The 21,528-nt window shown below is 50.3% G+C and carries 16 protein-coding genes; 6 read left to right on the forward strand and 10 right to left on the reverse strand.

All coding sequences use genetic code 11. The annotated features are described in order from the left end of the window. The first annotated feature begins 9 nt into the window (after positions 1-9). Positions 10-2,493: a HEAT repeat domain-containing protein gene (locus Mal48_RS06395; protein ID WP_231739940.1), complete on the forward strand. Its 2,484-nt coding sequence runs from the start codon at positions 10-12 to the stop codon at positions 2,491-2,493. Between the two features lie 128 nt (positions 2,494-2,621). On the opposite strand, the gene Mal48_RS06400 is transcribed toward Mal48_RS06395, so the two are convergent. From Mal48_RS06400 to Mal48_RS06420, 5 genes are all read right to left on the reverse strand, one after another. Beyond that, on the reverse strand, positions 2,622-4,094 hold the full coding sequence (locus Mal48_RS06400) for a sulfatase-like hydrolase/transferase (protein ID WP_231739941.1): 1,473 nt from the start codon (positions 4,092-4,094) through the stop codon (positions 2,622-2,624). Positions 4,095-4,232: 138 nt separating this feature from the next. Continuing rightward, the gene (locus Mal48_RS06405) at positions 4,233-5,105 is read right to left on the reverse strand and encodes a hypothetical protein (protein WP_145197219.1); all 873 of its coding nucleotides are present in this window, start codon (positions 5,103-5,105) and stop codon (positions 4,233-4,235) included. A 139-nt stretch (positions 5,106-5,244) separates the two neighbouring features. Continuing rightward, positions 5,245-5,436: a twin-arginine translocation signal domain-containing protein gene (locus Mal48_RS06410; protein WP_145197221.1), complete on the reverse strand. Its 192-nt coding sequence runs from the start codon at positions 5,434-5,436 to the stop codon at positions 5,245-5,247. A 71-nt stretch (positions 5,437-5,507) separates the two neighbouring features. Continuing rightward, positions 5,508-6,380, reverse strand: a complete 873-nt coding sequence (locus Mal48_RS06415) for a hypothetical protein (RefSeq protein ID WP_145197223.1) — start codon at positions 6,378-6,380, stop codon at positions 5,508-5,510. A 273-nt stretch (positions 6,381-6,653) separates the two neighbouring features. Beyond that, on the reverse strand, positions 6,654-9,716 hold the full coding sequence (locus Mal48_RS06420; RefSeq protein ID WP_145197225.1) for a serine/threonine-protein kinase: 3,063 nt from the start codon (positions 9,714-9,716) through the stop codon (positions 6,654-6,656). 31 nt (positions 9,717-9,747) lie between these two features. On the opposite strand from Mal48_RS06420, the gene Mal48_RS06425 reads away from it, so the two are divergent. Further along, positions 9,748-10,029, forward strand: coding sequence for a DUF427 domain-containing protein (locus tag Mal48_RS06425; RefSeq protein ID WP_145197227.1), 282 nt, complete (start codon positions 9,748-9,750; stop codon positions 10,027-10,029). A 159-nt stretch (positions 10,030-10,188) separates the two neighbouring features. Here the strand turns inward: Mal48_RS06425 and Mal48_RS06430 are convergent, their stop codons facing one another. Both Mal48_RS06430 and Mal48_RS06435 read right to left on the reverse strand, forming a co-directional pair. Next, positions 10,189-11,694 (reverse strand): pilus assembly protein TadG-related protein, encoded by a 1,506-nt coding sequence (locus Mal48_RS06430; protein ID WP_145197229.1) that lies wholly within the window; start codon positions 11,692-11,694, stop codon positions 10,189-10,191. 69 nt (positions 11,695-11,763) lie between these two features. After that, positions 11,764-12,303 (reverse strand): TadE/TadG family type IV pilus assembly protein, encoded by a 540-nt coding sequence (locus Mal48_RS06435; protein ID WP_145197231.1) that lies wholly within the window; start codon positions 12,301-12,303, stop codon positions 11,764-11,766. A 359-nt stretch (positions 12,304-12,662) separates the two neighbouring features. On the opposite strand from Mal48_RS06435, the gene gnd reads away from it, so the two are divergent. After that, positions 12,663-14,129 (forward strand): decarboxylating NADP(+)-dependent phosphogluconate dehydrogenase, encoded by a 1,467-nt coding sequence (gene gnd / locus Mal48_RS06440; protein ID WP_145197233.1) that lies wholly within the window; start codon positions 12,663-12,665, stop codon positions 14,127-14,129. 357 nt (positions 14,130-14,486) lie between these two features. On the opposite strand, the gene Mal48_RS06445 is transcribed toward gnd, so the two are convergent. The 3 genes from Mal48_RS06445 to Mal48_RS06455 all read right to left on the reverse strand — a co-directional run bounded on the left by Mal48_RS06445 (position 14,487) and on the right by Mal48_RS06455 (position 17,763). After that, positions 14,487-15,401, reverse strand: coding sequence for a tetratricopeptide repeat protein (locus Mal48_RS06445; protein ID WP_197442110.1), 915 nt, complete (start codon positions 15,399-15,401; stop codon positions 14,487-14,489). Then, complete coding sequence (locus Mal48_RS06450) at positions 15,398-16,939, reverse strand: ATPase (protein ID WP_197442111.1); 1,542 nt, start codon at positions 16,937-16,939, stop codon at positions 15,398-15,400. The genes Mal48_RS06445 and Mal48_RS06450 overlap by 4 nt, the downstream gene beginning before the upstream one ends. A gap of 149 nt (positions 16,940-17,088) precedes the next feature. Continuing rightward, a complete protein-coding gene (locus tag Mal48_RS06455) occupies positions 17,089-17,763 on the reverse strand; it encodes a hypothetical protein (RefSeq protein WP_145197237.1) in 675 nt (224 codons plus the stop codon). A 544-nt stretch (positions 17,764-18,307) separates the two neighbouring features. Between Mal48_RS06455 and Mal48_RS06460 the strand changes: the two genes are divergently transcribed. The 3 genes from Mal48_RS06460 to Mal48_RS06470 all read left to right on the forward strand — a co-directional run bounded on the left by Mal48_RS06460 (position 18,308) and on the right by Mal48_RS06470 (position 21,448). Next, a complete protein-coding gene (locus tag Mal48_RS06460) occupies positions 18,308-19,456 on the forward strand; it encodes a right-handed parallel beta-helix repeat-containing protein (protein ID WP_145197239.1) in 1,149 nt (382 codons plus the stop codon). Positions 19,457-19,631: 175 nt separating this feature from the next. Further along, a complete protein-coding gene (locus Mal48_RS06465; RefSeq protein ID WP_145197241.1) occupies positions 19,632-20,267 on the forward strand; it encodes a hypothetical protein in 636 nt (211 codons plus the stop codon). Between the two features lie 5 nt (positions 20,268-20,272). After that, entirely contained in the window at positions 20,273-21,448 is a 1,176-nt protein-coding gene (locus Mal48_RS06470) for an AAA family ATPase (protein ID WP_145205839.1), read from the forward strand. The last annotated feature ends 80 nt before the right edge of the window (positions 21,449-21,528 follow it).

Below are 21,528 nucleotides of genomic sequence, written 5' to 3' on the forward strand. Positions count from 1 at the left end.
GTCCGTGAAATGAACTCGAACATGCACACACTCAACTGGTACTCGGAAGAGCAGCCTTCTGAATCGTCTTCACTCTCAGCCTCGCGGCGAGAAGTCTCTGGCGCGATGAAGGCAAGCTTCACGAGTGCGATAAGCATTGAGAATGTTTCAAACTGGTCTGTTCTTTTGCTTCTCGGAATCTTCTTGTCTTGCCAAACACTTCAGGCTCAAGATAACGCTCCCGCTGATAGCCGTTCTGAAGATGGGCGTTCTGTCGAGGAACTTTCTCAGAAACTGACTGACGGAGAACTCGACGAACGTCGTGAAGCTGCGTATGAACTTGCAGCGTTGGGGGCGAAAGCAGAACCGGCCCTTCCTGCGTTGATCAAAGGTCTTGGGGAGAAAGATGGTCAGGTCTGGGTGCAGTCGGCGACTGCTATTCAGCGTATCGGTCCACCAGCCAGTGCAGCCATTCCAGTGCTCGTTGAGAGCCTCAGCCACTATGCAGACCAAAGGCGATACCGAGCGGCTTGGGCATTAGGGGCAATTGGTAAAGAGGCCATTCCGCCGCTTCGTGAAGCGATGAAAAGTCGGCAGGTTCGAGTCCGGGCTGGTGTGATGGATTCCTACGGTTGGATGAGCGATTCTGCAGCTGAAGTGCTTCCAGAGTTAACAGCAGCTCTGCAAGACAGCGATGCAAATGTACGCGAGCGGGCTGTCAGCGCACTGCTTCGATTGGGGCCAGCTGCAGAGGACGCATTGGTGCAGGCGATTCAACATGAACAGAAAGAAGTTCGAGCTCTTGCTGCTCACGGATTGGGAAAGATCGATGATTTGAGCCCAAACAGCCAGACAAAACTGCTCGCAGCGGCAAAGGATTCTGACGCAGCCACTCGTGCAGCTGCCATCGTCGCGATTGCATCGGTCAATCTTCCTGAACAAAATCGAACTCCCATTGTTCTGGCTGCTCTGAGTGACGAGGAAGCGACAGTCCGGAATAGTGCAGTGCTTGCAGTTGGGCTGCTGGGGCCAAATGCAAAGGCGTTGCTCCCATCGTTAAAAAAGATGCTGCAAGACGAGGATGCTTCACAGCGATCATCTGCTGCAGTTGCCATAGGGGCGATGGGGGCAACTGGGGAAGTTGCGATTCCAGATTTAATCGCAGCGTTGAAGCAACCGGGAAGCTCAGCCGAGGTCGCAAAAGCTCTTAGTCGCATTGGAGTTGGAGCGGTCTCAGACATTCTCGCCGCGACAGCGGAGCCCGATCAGCCGCTAGAGCAAATTGCTGCCGCACTGGCGGACATGGGGCCATCAGCAACACCAACTTTGATCAGTTCGCTTAAGCACGAAAACGAAAATGTTCGAGCAAGTGCCGCACGTGCACTAGGTCTGATGGGGGCAACTCCATCCTCAGCGGAGTCTGCTCTTCGAAAGTTATTACAAGATGACTCCATCAACGTTCGGCTCGCTGCCAGTGAAGCCATTGAAAATCTACAGAGACCAGATCAAGAAACGGTCGCAGCACTTTTTGAAATCTCTAAAGACTCGACTGCAGAGATTCGAGCTGCCAGCATCTCTGCGCTTGTGAAGCATGAAAAGGATACAGCCAAGCTGGTCCCGGTGATTCGAACGGGACTCTCTGATTCTGCATCAGTTGTTCGTGCTGCCGGAATCGAAGGTGTTGGAACTCTCGGCAAGGCGGCAAAGTCACTCCAGCCCGAACTGATTTCTGCTCTTGATGATGAGAATGCAAGAGTCAGGGCGCTCGCTGCTGAAACGTTAGGGGTGATCGGTTCCACTTCTGATGAAGTGATTGCTAAGTTGATTCAGAATCTCAAGGATTCTGATCCAGGAGTCCGCCGATCTTCCGCGTCTGCGCTGGGAAGCCTGAAGCTCAAGGAGGACCCCGTTGTGAGTGCGCTGATCCCTTTGTTGAGTGATTCGGAGACTCTGGTCGTGCAGGCAGCGATTGATTCCCTCACGCAATTCGGAAAATCAGCTTTGGGCTCAAAAGCTGAGATTCTCACTTTGCTCAACCACACAAATTCAGATTTACGAGCCGCTGCTGTTCGTTGCCTGGCAGCGATCGAGGCAGACACAAAGGTTAGCGTCCCGATTTTCATTGAAGTCCTCAAGGATGAAGATTGGATGGTTCGCCGCGACGCAGCAACTGCTCTAGGTAAAATTGGACCACCTGCTAAAGACGCAGTCCCTGCCCTCTTTCAACTGCTCGATAGTGACGAGGACATCGCCGTTGCCAAAGGAGCACTCAAGTCGATTGACGCCGCCAGTCCAAACGCAATTCCTATTTTGATTGAAGGGATGCAGTCAGGAGATCCTCGGAAGAATTATTACGCTCTCTACCTCATTGGAAAAATCGGCCCGGAAGCCACCGAAGCCCTCCCCGTCCTCAAAAAACTACACGCAGAAACCGACAACAATCGCTTCAAGGGAATGGTCAAAAAAGCGATCGACCAAATTGAACCACCCGTTGAAGAGAAGAAGAGCAAGTAACTCAAGCATTCTCGAATTGAAGTTCAGGTTCTGCTTCGTGGCGAACAGCAATTTTACTAGCGAAACGTATTCTTCACGGGTGCAGGGTCGAGCATACTGGTCTAAGGCTTGTCTATTGAGGCTGGCTATTATTTTCCGCGGTATGGGGGCCATTCGATTCTCTGGCCTTCGTAACGGGGCCAGGTCCAAGCGGGCCAGATGGGGGCTTCTTGTTGAACTTCTGTGTAAATCTTGGTCATGGCAGCGACCATTTTGTTGAGTTGCTGTGGGTTTGTTTTACTCAGATCTGTCGTTTCGTTGCGGTCTTTCTTGAGATTGTAAAGTTCAAATCCTTGCAGCTTGGCTGTTTTGAATTGTTCCATTTGCTGATCTGTGATGTCAGTTAAGTTCCCCTGGTCGTTGAGATCCAGTTTCGAGAGCAGTTTCCAATCGCCGTCTCGGATGACGACTCTCGGGTCGGACTTCGCGTAGTTAAACTGCCAGTAGAGTGGTTTCTCGCGAGTCACATTTTTCCCGTGGAAAACTGGCAGGACGCTCGTTCCATCAAGCACGCGGTCAGAGGGGGGCGTGGTGCCTGCGACTTCACAGAGTGTCGGGAGGAAGTCGAGTGCGCTGACTGGAACGTCGCTGGTTGTTCCCGGTTTGACGTGTCCCGGCCAACGAACTAATCCGGGCACGCGAATTCCTCCTTCGTACAAGTGGCCTTTGTATTTTCGTAGACCGTCCGTTGAGCCATGTGGATGAATGCGCGTCATGGCGGGACCGTTATCGCTGGTGAAGATGACCAGCGTATTCTCTTCAACGTTGAGGGTTTCCAGTTTTTTCATCAACCGGCCGAAGGCTGTGTCCATCTGTGTAATGTTTCCGTGGTGTGCCTCTAAACTTGGATTGTCGCCATTGCCGTACATGGCTGCGTACTCTGCATCGGTAGCGATTGGTTCGTGCGGTTCGTGATAGCAAACGTACATAAAGAACGGTTTTTTCTCATCGCGGTGGTCGAGCCAATTGATTGCTTCGTCAGTGACGAGGTGTGACGCATACCCTTCAAGAGGCCCAGCAGGAATTCCGTTCCTCACAAAGTTATATGGGTTACGGTGGTTAGGAAGTGCGTTGTTCTGGGTCGCGAACCAATGGTCGAAACCCATGTCGTTGGGTTGTGGCTGACCAGGAAGATTGAACCAACCGTTGAGATGCCATTTGCCAACCTGGCAAGTCTCATATTCTGCATCTTTAAGTCGGTGTGCGATTGTGATTTCTGTCTCACGAACGTGCATCGGAGAAAGAAACGGAATCCAGCTGTACACTCCGACACGTGATGGTGTCCGCCCTGTCATCAGTCCGGTTCTGGCAGGCGAACAGTTTGGGGCCGCTGCGTAACAGTCCGTCAGCTTCAAGCTTTGCTTTGCGAACTTATCCAGATGCGGTGTCTTGATGACATCATGCCCGTAGCATCCGATGTCCCCATAACCAAGATCATCGCAGAGGACGATCATGATGTTTGGCGGGGGCGTCTCGGTCGTCTGTGCGGCTGCAATCGGCTGTGTCGCTGCGAAAAAAAGAAGTGCAATGAATGTCGCTCTGCGTGGGAGAAAGTCTTTCACTGGAGCCTCTGAAGTTAAATGGAATCTCTGCAAGGGCACAATTTTACGGGTGAGATCTTCACTGCTGAAATCGTAACGTTTCACGATTTTGATTGTCACTCAAAGATGGAAAATTCATACCTCATCAATGGGAGTTCATCACGATAGCTGAATGGTTCGCGTTCCGAGGAGAGGTTCTCTCGGGATGTTGTTTGCAAACGCATTGTATTTCAGTTGAACTTCAACACGGTGCCCGCACGGTTGGTTCAACAACTCTTCGATTGTTTCTTTTGAGACCGGAAACGTGGTGATAAGGGAGAGTCTCTTTGAAGGAACCTCTTCGATTCCGTAGATCAGCAGGCCGTCGAGGTTCTCAGTGTTCGATGGATTGGGAAGTTGAGAATTGGAGAGAGAGAGAATGTCAATGACGATGCGGATTCTGTCGGGGCCATTGCCGAGTTCTTCCGTGATTCGATGACATTTCAACCGACGAAAATTGAGTTTCAGGAGCTCAGAATCTACAAAACGTCGATTGCGTCTAAGGCATGAGATCTCAGCCGGTCGTCCACGAAAGAGGACTCTTCCCAGAAAGTAAGTCAGATTCAGAAGCAGAGTTCCGTCTGAAACAACAGGTGAAAAAGTAGGGCGTTTCAAGCCCAAAGATTTTTCCAGGTATGATTGAACCCAGCGATCCCGTTTTCGTCCGTATGGTGTATCAATCAAGCTGAACAGGTAACCGTATGTATGCTGAATCCCGGCATGAAGCACGGGTGGCTGAAGAGGGAAGTTCGTGAGAGCGCCGAGCATCTCCAAGATCGGCGAGGCTACGATTTCTGTCCCGGTGTTATCATCAATATTCCGGCTGAGTCCCCAGAGTTTTAAGAGCGGTAAACCGGTTCCCGAGCGGACGACCTGTTCGTGCAACTTAGGGCATTGTTTCCACAATCTGATCACGGCCTGAGAAGTTGAGTCGTTCTGTTCGAGAATCTTATGGGTGAGCTCGTCCAGTTTTCGATTCCAGTCTCTCGTCATGAGTTGCGACTTCTCTTCATGCACAGGTTCATGCTCAGATGAAGAGGACGCTCTGGCGGAAAATCGAGTTCACCAAACTCATCGTGGAAAGCAATCACGTGAGGATTGTGAGTCACGAGGCCGATCGGACCAATCTGGCTTACGGGACCCCTCCTGCGTATGTGTAACCATGAAGCTCAGCCTCCTCGTCTGAGCGGTTCGCTAGTAGTGGTTCCTCCGCGAGAATATCGGATTTCGCAGTCAAGGCATAGAGCCCTCCGGCGGTGGCAGAGGTGAAGGCTGCGAATTTTATGAACTCTCTGCGAGAAACCTTTGATTCATCATCTGTCATCGTGCATTGCTCCAGACAACAAGGGGGATGAGCCTCACCTTATTGGTGAGGCTCAGGGGAGACGGTCAAGTTTATGTAGCGGTGTCGTTTCCGAGGAATTCATAGATTCCTTTGATTGCCTTGTTGGCACCCGTCGACCGGACTCCGATTGTTTTTCGTGAATCGAAACCTTCTTCATCGATGCCGAAATCGAAAGACTGCTTTTTTGGCAGAGTGAAGATTATTTGTTCTTCAGCTGAGTCGCTTGGATCTTTTCGAGCAACGATTTCAATATCCTCATCTCCAGAGTTGAGGATTCGATACAGCAAATACGGTGAGGCTCCAAGGTCACGGATGTCAATGATCTGGTGAAACTCATTCGGAGTCCCGCTGGCACGTCTGTTAAATCTGCCACTGCGGATTGGTTTGCTGTCAGTGACGATGTCATAAATCGCTTCAGCCAGTATTGCGGTTGTACTGTTCGTACTGATTTTGACGTTCCCTTTCACAACAATATCGAGTGACTGTTTTGAAGGGACAATAACTGCTGCGTTCGAGCCATTCTTCAATTTGAATGGGAATTCGCCCGAATTGAAAACACGGTATAGCGTTCTGTCTCGCCCGAAAATGATCGTTGCAGCTGATGTTGAATTCAGCATCTCCAAACTGAAACGGCCGTTACGGACATCTCTGGATGATTCAACAAAGTCATACATCCCTTGAGCTGTTTCACCCGCACCCACTACGAGAATGAGCTCTCCTTTGTCCGGTCTGAGTTCAAAGTCAATTGAGTTTTTAGCTTCGACTGTCTTTTGACCGCCACCCAACTTCTGCTTCAATTGAAATGGCTTATCACCCGAATTAAAAAAACGGTAGACAGACCGAGTTTTGTGGTGGATGAGTACGGACTCTGCGCTGTTTGTGGTTGTGTTTTTGATTTTGAAACGACCACTTCGGACTGCCATATTTTTCTCCCAGTCAGTAAGAATTCAGAATTCGAATTTGGCAGCCATCTCAAGTCTCATCACTGAGCGTGAACAGCAAAGACGGCGGCCCGCTTGACCTAAATTACCTAAACTGAGAGACCAAACGCAACGTCGCATGTTTATTTATTGATTTGTTTTTGAGGGCGGGGGCAGGAAAGTGGCCGATTTTACCTGGCATCAGTCCATGGAGCTTGTGGAATGGGCACTTTTCTCAGCGTTTGAGAGTGTAATGTCAGGTTTTTCGGCTCAGCTCTATTTGCTTCTCCAAATCCGGATATCTCCAGAAAGACCACCTGAAACAAGTGTTTTGCCATCTTTGGAGAGAGCAGATGCAAACACCTGACGCTCATGACCATGGAGAGTTGTGATCAATTGTCCAGTTTTGGCGTCCCAGATTTTGACTTGCCGGTCGCGTGCTCCAGTGACGAACCGCTGACCATTCGGGAAGGAACTGACAGTATTCACCTTCGCTCGATGGGCTTTGATTGAGCTGACTTTTCTCGGTTCAGCTCGGTTCCATAAGTGGACAGATCCTGAATTCGTCCCGATGGCCAAGGAATTCCCTTCAAGGCAATAGCATGCATCTAACGGACCTCCGGAGACTTCGAATGATTGTGTGATCGCTCCCCCTTTGAGGACGTTTCGAAGTTCGACCTGTCCATTTTCGAAAGTCACTGCGAGTTCGCTTGAGTCTGGATGAAAGCTGATCGAACTCAGTTTCTGGTAATCGGACGCCCATTGAGTCTGGGGAGTTGTGAGGTCGCTGAGGTTAAGAATTTGGACATCTCCCGTGCGGTTTGCGATCGCAAGCATTTGACCATCTGGAGAGAACAGGGCTTCGGTCGAACTTTCAGTGCCGCTGGGAATTTTCGATTCAACCTGTTCCTTTTTTGTATCCCAGAGCACCACCTCGTTCCCCATGGTTGCAATGGCCAGAAGATTTTTCGTGGGATGGGCTGAGACTGATGTCACTCTTTTATCATCAAACTTTGGGATCTTTCGCGATTCCATTCTGTTGAGTGAACGAATTTCGACTCGCTCATCACCAACGATCACAGCGACTTCATTCCCCGACGGTAAGACTTCCAGTTGCCGGATGTGTTTGTCTTCCCAGAGAACTTCCGGGAGGTTCAAACGATTGAGTCTGATGACGTTGACCGAACCATCTCCGCTGCCGGTGACGATTAACTTTCCGTTTCGGGAAACGTCAATTGTTCCGAAACTTAATGTGTGAGTTTGAAAGCGATGAGTTTCTTGCTGAGTTGCAGGATCAAGCACAATGAGATCACCGACTGCTTTGGTGACGAGCAATTGATTGGAGTCATTCGAGTTTTCCAGATCGCCAACGGCTCCGTCGCCAATGGGGGTGGAAGCAACTTGCTCACCAGTTTCTACATCCCACCAGAGGACCTGCCCAGAATAAGTTCCCGCTGCGATTTGTTTCCCATCAGCTGAGTACGTGAAGTGAAGCAACAGAGGGCACGGGCCAAGAGTTCCCAGTTTAATCCGATTTGCAATATCCCAGCGTGTGATGATTTCATTGTTCGTGCCGACTGCAAGCTGCTGGCCGTCAGGAGAAAATCGAAAGTCGACGAGCTCCGGCTTTCCAGTTGGGATCTGAGCCACCATCTCAAGATCCTCGATTGACCAAATTCGCACCGCCCCGGTTTTTCCGCCAGTTGCGATCTGTTTTCCGTCAGGGGAGAAGCGTATGAGTTCAACTGACGGACCGTGCTTCACTTCGCGGGTTGGCGTTTCAGCCTCAACGGGGTTCCAGAACCTGAGCCAACCATCGTTTGATCCGGTGGCGAGGAGCGAACTGGATGGGGAGAACGAAAGAGTTGTCACTTTTCCAGCTGGAATTTTGCAAACCCGCAGAACCTCGCCAGTATCGGTGCTCCAAATGTGGAACTCTTTCGGTGTTCCACAGGCTGCGAACAGGTCTCCTTGCCTTGAAATTGCGACATCTGACACGGGATCAGAAATGCCTACAGATTGCATAAAAACATTGGACTTTGAATTGAAATAGTTCCATTCGAAGCCACGGAAACTTTCAAGACCTTCTCCGTCCATGAAGGGGAGGACAACCTGCTTGAGAGCATGTATGTCGCCTGAGCGTAAATGCTCGGTCGCGAGATTCATTTGTGCTCGATAAAACATTCCGTTGGCAATTTCTGCACTTCGCAAAGCTTGAATCCAGAAGTAGCTGACGCCAGCCAAACCGAGAGACAGACTTAAAAATAGACTTGCCAGTAACGTCGCGACACCCGGTCGACGACGGCACCAGCGCCACGTTTTTTCAATTGAAGAGACTGGCCGAGCTTTGATCGGTTCGCCCTTTTGGAAACGTGTCAGTTCTTCTGCGACTTCAGAAGAACTTTGGTACCGTTTCTCAGGGTCTCGTTCGAGACATTTCAGGCAGATCGTCTCTAAGTCCTTGGGGACACTCGGGTCGAGAGAATTCGGAGTGGGAGCGTCTTCATAAATTTTCTGATGTAAAATTGCCCGGACGTTTCCTCGAAATGGCTGATGGAGGGTGAGCATTTCGAAAAGAATAATTCCGATTGCGTAAATGTCTGATCGATGATCGGTTTCACGAGTCTTTCCGCTCGCTTGCTCAGGGGACATATACTTCGCGGTTCCGAGCACCTGACCTTCAGACGAGATCGAAGCTTCGGCAGAGATCTTTTTCGCGAGACCGAAGTCGGTGACGAATGGCTGACCTTCCTTATTTAAGATGATATTCGCCGGTTTGATATCCCGGTGAACAACTCCGTTTTCATGGGCGTGTTGAAGTGCATTGGCGATGTCGATCAGAATTTCGCAAGTCCGCTCAGTCGTTGTTTTTCCAGTCGAGAGCAAATCCCGCAAGGTCATTCCGTCAATGAATTCACTCGCAATGAAAACTTGCCCCTCTTCGACTCCGACTTCAAAGATCGAAACGATGTTCGGGTGTTTGAGCTTCGCAGCCGTTTTGGCCTCATGGAGAAGCGAGCCGACGTCGTTGTCCTTTGAGACGGGAACTTTCAAGGCGACTTGTCGACCCAGGTTGTCATCTTCAGCTAGCCAAACGGACCCAAATCCTCCCCGACCAACAAGTTTAAGAAGCGAGAAGTGGGCGAGTTTTTCTTGCGACATCGTTCCCGGATTTGTCGCAACGCGGGTTTCTCCGACATCGATCTGGAATTCAACTTCACCGCATCTTGGACAATGGATGCTTGAGAAGGTATCAATCACATTAGGAGTATCATCGTTCTCACCACTCTCGACGATGACCTCAACAGATTCTTTACAGGACGGGCATTGGACCAACATGCACACTCTCCAGGGCTCTGATGAGATAGTTATGAAAGCAATTTGGAATGAAATAATAGTAGCAGAGTCGGACGACACCGTCGTTGTCGATGGAAATCACTACTTCCCAAGAGAGTCACTCAGCGATGAATTTATTGAAAAAAGTTCGACAACAAGTGTTTGCAGCTGGAAGGGAACTGCCAATTATTTCACGTTAAAAGTCAACGGGAAGACCAATCCAGATGCGGTCTGGTACTACCCTGAACCGAAAGAGGAGGCGCAGCAAATCGCTGGGCGCATTGCGTTCTGGAAAGGTGTTCAGATTGTAGAGTAAGCGAGTCGGGCCGGGTGAGTTTGCTGCGGCCTCAAACATTCTCACGTTGTGTTGGGGCTGCAACTGTTTGTGGAGGTTTTTGCAACCCTGCTTAAGCACTTGTAGCTCTGTATGGGGCTATGCAACTCTGTGTGGGTGCTGCATCAGTGGCATTGCTAATTACGGGCACGCCAGTGGATTTGCACAATTGAGGTTCTCGTCGTCAAGGTGATAGATTCTTAGACGACCTGTCGAGCACTGGTACGTTGCGTCGGCCTTAGCGGTCACATGGAATGGACCGATCGGAACTCCAAATAGCATGTTGCACAAACTGGGGACTTCATAAGTGGCCTGAGCCCGGACAGCCAACCCGTAGCCTCCAACTCCGCTGGTTTGTTGTAAGTGAGCAATTGATTGTCCGTTGTTGCCGCCAACGTTGAGTCGAGGAGGTTGATCGGGCAGGTAGCCTGCGAACGTCATTCCGCTTCGTGTGGCTGCGGCACAACTTCCCCAAGGTGCAAACGAGACGTTGGAGCAGGCACGCTGTCCAATCGATTGGGAGTTGGTGTTGTTGTTAAACGATCCAGTGATGTACGCACCATTGTTGAAGAACACGGTCACTTCAGCTCCCATGTTTCCGATGGCATCTCCGTCGAATAGTGGGAAACCATTTGTGTTATTATTGACGAGTGCTCCGAAACGAATGCGGTCACCTGGTTCGAATGGACTTTGTGTGCAAGTTTTTGAATCACATGGTTGAGAACCACAGAAGTCGATGGCAAGGACTTTACCACGTTGACCCGCTGGGGCGATCCCTGTGGCTGAGGACTCGAGTCGCCCCCCTGCTCCATCGTCACCAAATTGTGCAGTCGAGAGCACCGAGAAGCTGACATCTCCTGGTGAGATCCCTAAAACGTCCGCCTGAGTGCGATCATCTGAGCTACAGGCCAGATCATTAAAGAAACATCGAACCTTGTTGGTGACGTCAGAAGACGATGTGTTCGATGAGACTGTCGGCTGCAGGAGTCTGAAATCGAACACGGGGTCATTTGGGCCAAAGTTATCTGGAAGTCGAATGACAACTCGCGTGACATACGTACCGGGAGGGGTTGTATTCGTCGGTTGGACGGAGATTCCCCAATCATTATTCGCCGCTCCTGCGAGGGTGGCAAAGCCACTGGCGTCGACGAGAACATTAGCTGGGACTGCGCAACCGTAGGCGTTACATGGATCGAATTGAAAATCTGGGTTGTTGCAAACGAGTGAACCGAAGACGAACACGCCATTGCAGTCAGCGTTTGAAGTCCCCGTCACAGTCGAATTTGGGGATGTGTCGTTGAGCGTGGCATCAATCGTGTCGAGCTCAACCGGTGTGCCGTTGATCATGCATAAGGCTGCGAAGTTGTTCCCTGTTTCTCTCGCAAGAGTTGTGTCTCCTCCTCCTCCGTCACCCCATTCTTTCACGGCAGCCAGAGCGCCCGACTCTAAAGCGTTTTTGAATTGAATTCTGGCGAGCCACAGATTTCCTATTTCCAGAATCACGCAGAGCAGAATCAAGATAATTGGGATTGAGACGATGGCCCAAAACGTAATGATTCCAGAGCGAGAACTCTGCGGTTGAGAGGAGTGCAGAGCGTTGCGTTTCTTGAGCGAGTTTCGAGATGTTTTTTCGAGACGGGGTGTCATTATCTGTCAACTTTCGAGGCAAGGGGCGAGGCTCACCAGACGAGTCACTCAAGACGCAAGCTCAGGATGTTATTGGTTTTCGTAGGGGTGCGTTGTTGCCAGCTCTAGATTCAAATTCTCGGTGTTAAATCCGAATGTCTTCAATAGGTTTGGCGAGACTGTTGGCAAGGCAACGCAGACCACCACGCGAACTGCATGGGGAGCAGGAGTCGGCGGGTTAGGAAGTGCTGGAGTATTTTGCTCTGGGCAAGTCCCACTTTCTGCGGATCCCCCGTTCGTCCCAATGTTATGTTGCAAGCGAACCCCTTCGGTTGCATCGGGGCCGTATCCGGCGTTTTCCAGATAATCGTCAACGGGACCACGGATCGCCACGGCTGTCGCTGCTGTGGTCGAAGCGTCGAGACCGACTGTCTCTGCGGCGAGCTTCGCTCCCAATCGGCTCGCAGCGGCGACATGCATCGACCCGGTCATGATGAGACCCATCTCAATGACACCTGCGAGGAGAATCGCGATCACCGGAAGCCATAAAATCGTTTCCAGCGTTACGATCGCCTGACGATGTCTGGATCTGTTCCTGGAGCAGGTATGTGCGTTTCTGGAGATTAACACCGTCGTTCACAAACCTTTACGTTTACAAGGTATGGACTGAGAATTGGCTAGACGTTGACAAACTCTCATCACAGTAGTTGAGCAAAAACGTGCAGAGCAAGACTTATTCCAATTGAAAGAGGGATCTGATTGCTTTTTCATGGCATCTTTTTCGTCCTGACGGGGCTGAGTTCGTCAAACATCGGAAATCTCTTTGTTTCCAACCGTTTGCAGAAGTTGAAGGACCGATGTTCTTCGATTCCCGTTCGATGCAAAATGGCTTAACAATATTCCAATCACTCGACCCCGTGAGCCTGAGCCGATACAGTTCCACCTGTACTTTCTTCTCACTTTGACACCGAAACACTTTAGAAACAGACATGCAAAACGACATCGGATTGATCGGTTTGGCCGTGATGGGCCAAAATCTTGTACTCAACATGGCCAATCACGGGTTTTCGGTCGCTGTTTACAATCGAACGACGAAAACGATGACAGACTTCGTCGGTGGCCTCAAAGATGAGCCGAAAGACAAGGTTTGGGATGGAACTATTGACCGTGTCAATGGTTATGAAGACATTAAAGACTTCGTAGCGTCGCTGAAACGCCCTCGTCGAGTCATGATCATGGTCAAAGCGGGCGGTCCTGTCGATGGCGTCATCCAGCAACTCCAGGAGTTGCTGGAACCGGGCGACATCATCATTGACGGCGGAAACAGTGACTTCAATGACACGAATCGCCGCTCAAAAGAAATTCGCGAAGCTGGCTTCCAATTCATCGGGACAGGTGTTTCCGGTGGCGAAGAGGGGGCTCTCAAGGGGCCGTCGATCATGCCTGGTGGTCACGCCGACGCATGGCCTCACGTGAAGGAAATCCTGCAATCGATCTCTGCCAAAGTCGGACCAAACGACGATATTCCCTGCTGTGAATGGGTTGGGGAAGATGGTGCTGGGCACTACGTCAAGATGGTTCACAACGGAATCGAATACGGAGATATGCAGCTGATCTGCGAAGCGTATTTCATCCTGAAACACGCTCTGGGGTTGACCAACGACGAACTGTACAAGGTCTTCAAAGAATGGAATGAAGGAGAGTTGGCGAGCTATTTGATTGAGATCACTCGCGACATCTTCACAGTCAAAGATGAAGAATCTGGGAATGATCTGGTGGATCAGATCCTCGATACTGCCAAGCAAAAAGGGACCGGGAAATGGATGGGGCAACATGCTCTCGATCTTGGTGTTCCGACCACCCTCATTACTGAAGCAGTTTACGCTCGTTGCCTTTCCGGTCAAAAAGATGCCCGCGTCCGTGCATCCAAAGTGCTCAGTGGACCAGAGACAAAATTTGAAGGTGATCGCGACCAGTTCATCGAAGATGTTCGACAAGCACTCTACGCGTCGAAACTCGTCAGCTACGCCCAAGGGTATGTTCAACTGGACGCCGCAGCTGAAGAATTCGGTTGGAAGCTGAACAACGGGAATATCGCTCTACTCTGGCGCGGTGGATGTATCATTCGGTCTGTCTTCCTGGAAGACATTAAGAAGGCCTTCGACAAGAACCCAGAACTCGAAAACCTGCTCTTGGATGACTTCTTCAAGACAGCTATCGACAAAGCTCAACCTGCCTGGCGACGCGTTATCTCAACAGCCGTCAACCTTGGATTGCCGGTTCCTGGCTTTGGTGCGGCACTCACATATTATGATGGCTATCGCCGAGACCGACTCCCAGCGAATCTGCTTCAGGCTCAACGTGATTACTTCGGTGCTCACACTTACGAACGAGTCGACAAAGAACGTGGTGAAACGTTCCATACCGACTGGATTCGCGAACGGAATCTAACATAGAGCATTTCCAATGCTTTTTGTACCCGTGAAGTTCACGTTCATGACTTCATAGGCTTCTACCCACGAGGCAGAACGCGAACGCCAATTTGTAAACTGCTAAAAAAACAGCTCTCGAAGCATGCTTCGAGAGCTGTTTTTAATGAGTGATTCAGCGAGTCAGTAGGACTTGCCGGGGAACTGAGTCCGAAACTGCTCAAGTCTGTTTTTAGTGCTTGGCTTGCTCGTGGTCGTCATTTGATGACTTATTGGAGCAGTTGGTCACGGGGCACCAGACGCGTGCATCAATTTCTATCGCAATTTCGCTGGTGAAACGGGTTCTTCACGGGCCATGATAGTGTGCAAGTTGCTCGAACGGCTCTATCGTCCAGCGATGGGTTGCTGGTTGTTCAATTGCTCTTGTTGTTGCGACGTCAATGGTTTGAGAGTTGTCTTGCCGGGCTGAGTGACAAATGAGTGTTTGGGTTGAGTTGTGCTGTGTTGCACTGGGATGATTTGCGAAGGTGCCTCTTGCGGGGCAGGCTGGCTTGCCTCTTCAGCAACTCCGGTGCTTCGTTCTGTTTCCAGTTTGGCGAGCCATTTCTGTGCCTGCTCAAGTTGAGGCTTTTTGGTGACGGCCAACAGGAAGTGTTTCTCAGCGTTATCGAGGTCACCCTCTTCGTGAAGAATCAGGCCGACGTTGTAGTGCCCTTCTGCATCACCCACGGTTCGAATGAAGTGCGGGAGTGCGGATTCGACATCTCCAGAATGGACTAAAGCGACTGCCAATTGGTATCGATAGCCGATCTTGTCTGGCTCAGAGAGCATCGCTGCGGTTAAAGGCTCTAATGCCTCGTGCCACCGTTCTTGTGACGCATAGAACTGTCCGAGGCCATACTTGGCTTCCGTCGATTCCGGTGAGAGCCGAAGTGCACGTTTATATTTTTGTTCAGCTTCTGCGAATTGCCCAGCTACTTGATCTAAGCGGGCGAGGCCGAGGATCGCGTCGACGTTATCGGGTTCTTTTTGGGCGACAGCGGCGTAGTGTTTACGAGCTTCCCCAACCTGATTGATGTCTTCCATCCACTTGGCATAAGCAAGTTTCAGCTCTTCCGGGTTTTCAGGATCGGGTGGAGTCTCAGGAATCGTTTCTTCGTATGAAACCTGTTTGGTTTTCGACTTCTTTTCCGATTTGGAAAGAGCAGCCGGTTTGGAAATCGTAATACATCCGGAGAATAGTAGACCCAGTAGGCAACTACTAAGTAATACAAATTTTCCAAGGGGTGACCGTCTCAACGGGCTTCTCCTGATTCGCAAATTTCCAACCCACCATGGCATTCTTGCCAAGCTTCAGCCAGAAGTTCCTCGCTTAAATGAAACCTCTGTTCTCTAAATCGGCAGATTGATTGAACAATGTCAAGCAAATCGCGGGGATCGCTTGATTTAGGTAATCTCTGCTTGTTGTAGTGCTTGTTGAGAAGCTGGGTAACAATCCAGTCGTCATACGGGAGACCTCGCTGTTCACAGCACAAGCGGAAGATCTCCCGAAACTGCTTTTCAGTAGGAGCCTTGATCGGAATTTTGTGCCGTATTCTGCGTAAAAATGCTTCGTCGACGAGGTCTTTCGGCGAAAGATTGGTTGAGAAGATCATCAACTGTTCAAACGGGACCGAAAACTTCTTTCCAGTTTCGAGTGTTAAGAAATCAGACTGCTCTTCAAGTGGCAGAATCCACCGGTTGAGTAACTCCGCTGGCTCAACAAGTTGACGACCGAAATCGTCGAGTAGAAAGACTCCACCGTTGGATTTCAGATGGAGTGGTGCTGTGTAGTATCCACTGTGTGTGTGATACCTCAGATCGAGCATGTCTAAACTGAGTTCACCTCCAGCGATGACCACTGGACGTTTGATTTTTCGCCAGCGTTGATCAAATTCTGGTTCCGACGCAAAATGAGAATCAAGCCCGATATTCTCTGGTTTGTTTGTACTCGAGTCGGTCACAGTCTGATGTAAACTCGGATCGAAGACTGTGATTAAGTGCCGATCCACCGACACTGCATAGGGGACATAAATCTCACCCCCACATTCATTCATCAACGCCCCAATTGCCTTCGCCAGAACGGTTTTTCCGTTTCCAGGAGTTCCAAAAAGAAAGATCGATTGCCCACTGAGGATCGCCGGGCCCAAGCGTGCAATGAGATTTTCGTCAACGACTAACTTTCGAAATGCGTTGCGAATTTCATTAGCTGTGAGAGGCACATTTCGTGTCGATTGGTCACGACACTGTTGAGTGTATGCGTTTAAAGAAACTGGCGCGGGGCCAACGTACCGGCATTCTTCGAACTCTTCCCGGGCTCGCTTTCTCCCCTGCTCCGTTAATAGAAATCGGTAACTTAAGCGCCCGGCCAACTCGCCCGAGCTGACTTCTAACGATCGCTCCGATTTCAAAAATGCTAAACCATCATCGACTACCCCAAACGGCAAACGCAACTGTTTTGCGAATTCAAAACCGTTCATTGAGCCGTTGAGATAGGCCAATTTCAGGATCAGTCCTGAAAGCTGATGCAGGCTCAATCCTGATTCTTCAAGCGATTCCGGGACACGTGGCGGTCTCGGTTGCTGAGGCATTTCGTCAGCTGGCAGAGTCGTCGAAGTCGCTTTTTTTCCCGTTGTCACTTGCTCATCGACCGATTGACATATTTGCTGGACTTGCTGAATGATGCGTTCGTACAGTTCATCTGGAACATCAACCGCATCACCTGAATAAATTTCTTCAGGTACGGGCGGATTCAGGGAAGGTTCCTCAGCAGGTTGTTGATCTGGGAAAGAAGACATGGTGAGCAAGTCCGCGATAAGAGATCAGTTCGTCCAACAACTTGGGGCCCAAATTGTCGTTCATTGAGACAGAACAGGTCTTGAATGCGAAAGAAGTTCTGACCGGGAAAATCCGGGCCAGAACTTCGTGAAAAATAAACGAACAGGCTTTAGCCGCCACTACCTTCCGAAGTTCCAGCACCGGTGTACTGAATCACAGGAGGCAATGCTCCTTCGTTTGCACTTTGCAAGATGCGCTGAACTTCCACTGCAGGGCGACCGAGTGGATCGGTGACACGCGGAAGAACAGGAATCGACTGTTGATTGGCAGCCGAAGCGATCGCTTTCTCAACACTCAAGATGCGAGCATTGTTCGCATCATCCGTTGAAGCAACGGAAACATGAGCTTGACGGTGCTGCTCTGGCACATGAGACATCAACCACGACAAGTGTTTGAATCCAGCACTGTTGAGTTGGTGTGTCTCTTCGTCAAAGTGATAATCGTAGAATGTCGTTGCTGTGACCCAGCCGTTGTGAAGCTGGATATCGCGAAATGCCATGACCGATGCCCGGTCCTGGCACTGATACGGGTGCGGCCAGTAATGAGCTGTGTGGTATCGGTGAACAAATGTCTGGCTGGGCCCAACCGGACGTGCACGAACTGGCCACAGCTTTCCATATCGATATTTTTGACGCGCTCCCGGAGGATCACCAGCGCGAGCTTCATAGTACTCAGGTGTCCCTCGACGCAGTCCGTCTTCACTAAAGAACGGCCATCCAGCCGATGCGTTGCTTGATGCACAAAGCATCGTCAAAAGACAAGCGATCCAAGATAGGCGAATCATCCTGCCATCCCCCCAGTTGCAGTTTCAATCCGTAAACAGTACTGCCACCCGCTGATCGACCATGTTGACGACGCCAGGAACAAACAGAAATGTCTGCCAGCGAATGTCGTGAAAGGAGTCAAATCAAGTGGAGTACCACGAGAAAGATGGCATGCCGCCATCCACATTCTTTATCGGACGCAAATCACGCCGGTCGTGATGACAATTCTGATTTGGCTGGATGAATCGATAGAATCGACAAGCAGGAGTTGCCTGATTTGAGTTACCAACGACGAATTAGGGAGCTTCAGGTTGACTCTGGATTTTCCTGAAAATTTACTGATTTTTATTCAAGCCGCGTGAGCTTCGTCTCCTGATGACGCCAATTACAGAACTGGGAGGTTTAGCTGCACACTTCGAGTCTGCTCCCAGTGGGCGATGTTGAAATATTAGAACTGATCCTGAAACCTGAACTTGCCTTCTTAAAGACTGAGGAGGGCGAACATTTCAATCGTTTCCGGATTGCTTCTAACGTTCACCAGAAATTTTTGAATCGGGAAGAATCATGCAGTATCTGAAATGCACGTTACTCAGAACTCGTTTATCCATTGGGCTATTAGCCATTGGACTGTTGTGCTTGGCCGTCGATGTCGCAGTCGCAGACGATTTACAATCGAAAATTAATAAGTCTGCGGAGAATGACGTGCTGACAATCACTGAGCGACAACTCGACTCACCGCTCACCATTCAAAAACCGCTCACATTGAAAGCTGAGGCTGGCAAGGAGGTTCTCCTCGATGTGACTGCCGATCGCCCTGCCCTGCGTATTTCCGGGAAAGGTCCCGTCGTGATTGATGGAATCACCATCAAATGGCAACTTGCAACCAGCCAGGGGCGAGGTCAAGAGCCAGCCGCTGTCTGGGTTCAGGATTGCCCCGTCACTTTCAAAAACTGCAAAGTGATCGCCAGTGGGAATGCAAAGCGCTGCCCCACCGCCCTGCTCGGGGCAGGTTTCTCGAAAGTGAATGTCGAAGGCTGTCGCTTCGAAGGATTTGAATTCACAGTCAATTGCGCTGGCGGAGCGGAAATGACCATGACCGATTGCGAACTCATCAATCCCGGACATTGTGGAGCGTCGGTCTTTTCAGGATCGACACTCGAAGTCACCCGAACACTGGTGACAGGCTCAAAATATCATGGCCTGCGGAGTTCGGGAGGAACAATTGACATTCACGACAACTTGATCATTGCCAACAAAAATCGCGGGATCTACCTGGGGAACAAGGCAGCACTCGGTCGCGTTCATAATAATGTGATTGCCGATAACGGAACCGGCATCAGTGCGTTTGGCGGGTCTGAAGTCGTGATCGAAAACAACGTCTTCTCTGGCAACGAGTATTCCGGGGTCGATTCACGCTCCTCATGTCCGCTCAATGTGAAAAATAACATCTTCACAGGAAACGTTTATGGTTTCGTTCTCTTCAAAGACGAAGGTCGAAACACATTGAAACTGGGGGCGAATTGCTTCTGGGATAACGAGACCGATCTCAAAGACATCGCTGCACCAGAATCAATCCTGCGAGTTGACCCAGAAATCAACAACGCCGATGCAGGCGACTTCTCGGCAAAAGCTGAGGCCGTTAAAAAAATGGGGCTTGAAAAAACAGCGACAATCTCTGGACTGTGGAAGAAGCACTTGGTCCACCAAAGGTAAGCAACATTGGCCAGAGCATTTTCGGTGCTTGTCGAAAGTTACACGAAGCCTGAAAGCGATCTTTGAAGAGAGATTCTCTCTGAGACATTCTCGCCAGCGCGAACAAATTCGTTATTCTTTTGTCAACGAACAGAGGTGGATGAGAACTTTGGGATGACGATGGAATGAGCGCAGAATGACTGTGGCGAATGTAATTCGGCAGCTTTTTGAAGATGGACGGTTGGTTCTGCAAACGGATCAGCGGCCAACGCTGGGCGAAATTTGTAAGGGGGTTGATGTTGTTGTCGAATTCGAGCCAGTCTTTCGTCAAACGCTGGCACTGACTCCGCCCGATATTGCTCAAGATGCTGTGTCGTGGAGCGTCGAACAGTTTTATCTGATTGCACAACGGGTTGCGTATCAGCATCTTGACCAGAATCGAATTGAGTTCCATTTTGATGCGCCGCCTGCAGACGCTCTTTATTCCGTTGATCTCCTGTTTCGGTTTCTCCCGGATCTTCTACGACTTTCGCAATCGACAGATGTTAACGCTTCACTTACTGAGAGGCTCATGAACCTGGCAACCGATTGGCCTTTGTCATCAGTCGGGATTGCACTCTCTGCGGAACCAGAGGTACAAGCAATTCTTGATTGTCGAAGCTTGCGGATTTTGTACGTGGACCGGATCATTGCTGCTGGCGATGTCGATCGGCTTTCGCATTCTGAAATTCGAAACGATGTGCGAGCAGCCATTGGAGCGAACCCACAACTCTCTCCGAAGCTCTCCGAGTGTTTGCTGACAACCTTCCAAAACGAAACTGACGAAACGTGAGTGATATGAATTCAGGGCAGCAGGCGATTGAGAAAGCACAGATGCTCACTGACAATGTGCTGACGCCGATGAAGCGGGCATTTGTTGGTAAGGATGAAATCATCGACTTGTTAGCGGTTTCGCTGGTGGGGCGTGAGAATCTGTTTCTCATGGGGCCACCTGGGACTGCGAAGAGTGCGTTGGTGAATCACCTGGCTGCGCGGATTCAGGGAAAGTCGTTCGACTATTTGCTCACTCGATTTACCGAACCGAACGAGCTTTTCGGTCCGTTCGATATCCGTAAGCTTCGCGAGGGTGAGTTGATCACGAACAAGGAAGGAATGCTTCCTGAAGCAGACCTGATTTTTCTGGATGAATTGCTCAATGCAAATAGTGCTGTACTGAATAGTTTATTGATGGCACTGAATGAACGCATATTCCGGCGAGGTCGTGAAACGATTCAGATGCCGATGCTGATGGTCGTTGGAGCGAGCAATCAACTCCCGGAAGATGAAGCGCTTCGGGCATTGTTTGATCGATTCCTGTTGCGAGTCGTGTGTGACAACGTTCCGCAAGAGCAACTGCAAGATGTCATCGCAGCTGGGTGGACGCTCGAACAACAGAGAGCGGAAAGTAATGGACATGCAAATAGTGATCATGCCAACGAGACAGTGAGCGTCGACGATATTCGGTTGATTCAGTCCGCTGTCAATCAGGTGGATGTGTCAACTGTTCGGCAGCCGTATGTCGAACTGGTCCAGCGATTGCGACACGCAGGCGTGACAGTCTCGGATCGTCGAGCTGTGAAGTTTCAACGATTACTCGCAGCGAGTGCTTTGTTGTGCGGGCGAATGGTTGCGAACCCGTCAGACTTGTGGATTCTCCGCTACACCTGGGAAACAGAAGAACAGCAGGAAGTTTTGGCGACACTGGTTAGTGAGGCAATCAACCGCGCCTCCGGTGAAGTTAATGATTCACCTCATCCAAGGTCAAAGTCGAACCATGCTCCGGATGCCGAAGCGTTGGCACTCGACCTGGACCGGATTGAACGACGGCTCGAACAGGAATTAGGAGCAACGGATCTGTCCTATGTGCAAGATCAACTGTCAGTGCTGTCCGGTCGTTGTGAGTGGGTTGATAGTGAACAGACGAAGACGTTTTTGAAAGACCGTTTGAAAATAATTTGGGACCGACTTATGTAGTGCAGCTTGCTTTTCACGAAGCTTCACTTAAAGACCAGTTCGAACCATGACCTCGTCGGGGACTTTTAGTGGCTGACGAA

Origin of the sequence: Thalassoglobus polymorphus, assembly GCF_007744255.1 — a bacterium.
Classification (GTDB): domain Bacteria; phylum Planctomycetota; class Planctomycetia; order Planctomycetales; family Planctomycetaceae; genus Thalassoglobus; species Thalassoglobus polymorphus.

What these genes read in the sequence shown, in the direction of transcription:
- Mal48_RS06395 (WP_231739940.1), top strand. Translation starts at nt 10, where the DNA reads ATGAACTCGAACATGCACACACTCAACTGGTACTCGGAAGAGCAGCCT.
- Mal48_RS06405 (WP_145197219.1), bottom strand. Translation starts at nt 5,105, where the DNA reads ATGACGAGAGACTGGAATCGAAAACTGGACGAGCTCACCCATAAGATT.
- Mal48_RS06410 (WP_145197221.1), bottom strand. Translation starts at nt 5,436, where the DNA reads ATGACAGATGATGAATCAAAGGTTTCTCGCAGAGAGTTCATAAAATTC.
- Mal48_RS06415 (WP_145197223.1), bottom strand. Translation starts at nt 6,380, where the DNA reads ATGGCAGTCCGAAGTGGTCGTTTCAAAATCAAAAACACAACCACAAAC.
- Mal48_RS06420 (WP_145197225.1), bottom strand. Translation starts at nt 9,716, where the DNA reads ATGTTGGTCCAATGCCCGTCCTGTAAAGAATCTGTTGAGGTCATCGTC.
- Mal48_RS06425 (WP_145197227.1), top strand. Translation starts at nt 9,748, where the DNA reads ATGAAAGCAATTTGGAATGAAATAATAGTAGCAGAGTCGGACGACACC.
- Mal48_RS06430 (WP_145197229.1), bottom strand. Translation starts at nt 11,694, where the DNA reads ATGACACCCCGTCTCGAAAAAACATCTCGAAACTCGCTCAAGAAACGC.
- gnd (WP_145197233.1), top strand. Translation starts at nt 12,663, where the DNA reads ATGCAAAACGACATCGGATTGATCGGTTTGGCCGTGATGGGCCAAAAT.
- Mal48_RS06450 (WP_197442111.1), bottom strand. Translation starts at nt 16,939, where the DNA reads ATGTCTTCTTTCCCAGATCAACAACCTGCTGAGGAACCTTCCCTGAAT.
- Mal48_RS06455 (WP_145197237.1), bottom strand. Translation starts at nt 17,763, where the DNA reads ATGATTCGCCTATCTTGGATCGCTTGTCTTTTGACGATGCTTTGTGCA.
- Mal48_RS06460 (WP_145197239.1), top strand. Translation starts at nt 18,308, where the DNA reads ATGCAGTATCTGAAATGCACGTTACTCAGAACTCGTTTATCCATTGGG.
- Mal48_RS06465 (WP_145197241.1), top strand. Translation starts at nt 19,632, where the DNA reads ATGACTGTGGCGAATGTAATTCGGCAGCTTTTTGAAGATGGACGGTTG.
- Mal48_RS06470 (WP_145205839.1), top strand. Translation starts at nt 20,273, where the DNA reads ATGAATTCAGGGCAGCAGGCGATTGAGAAAGCACAGATGCTCACTGAC.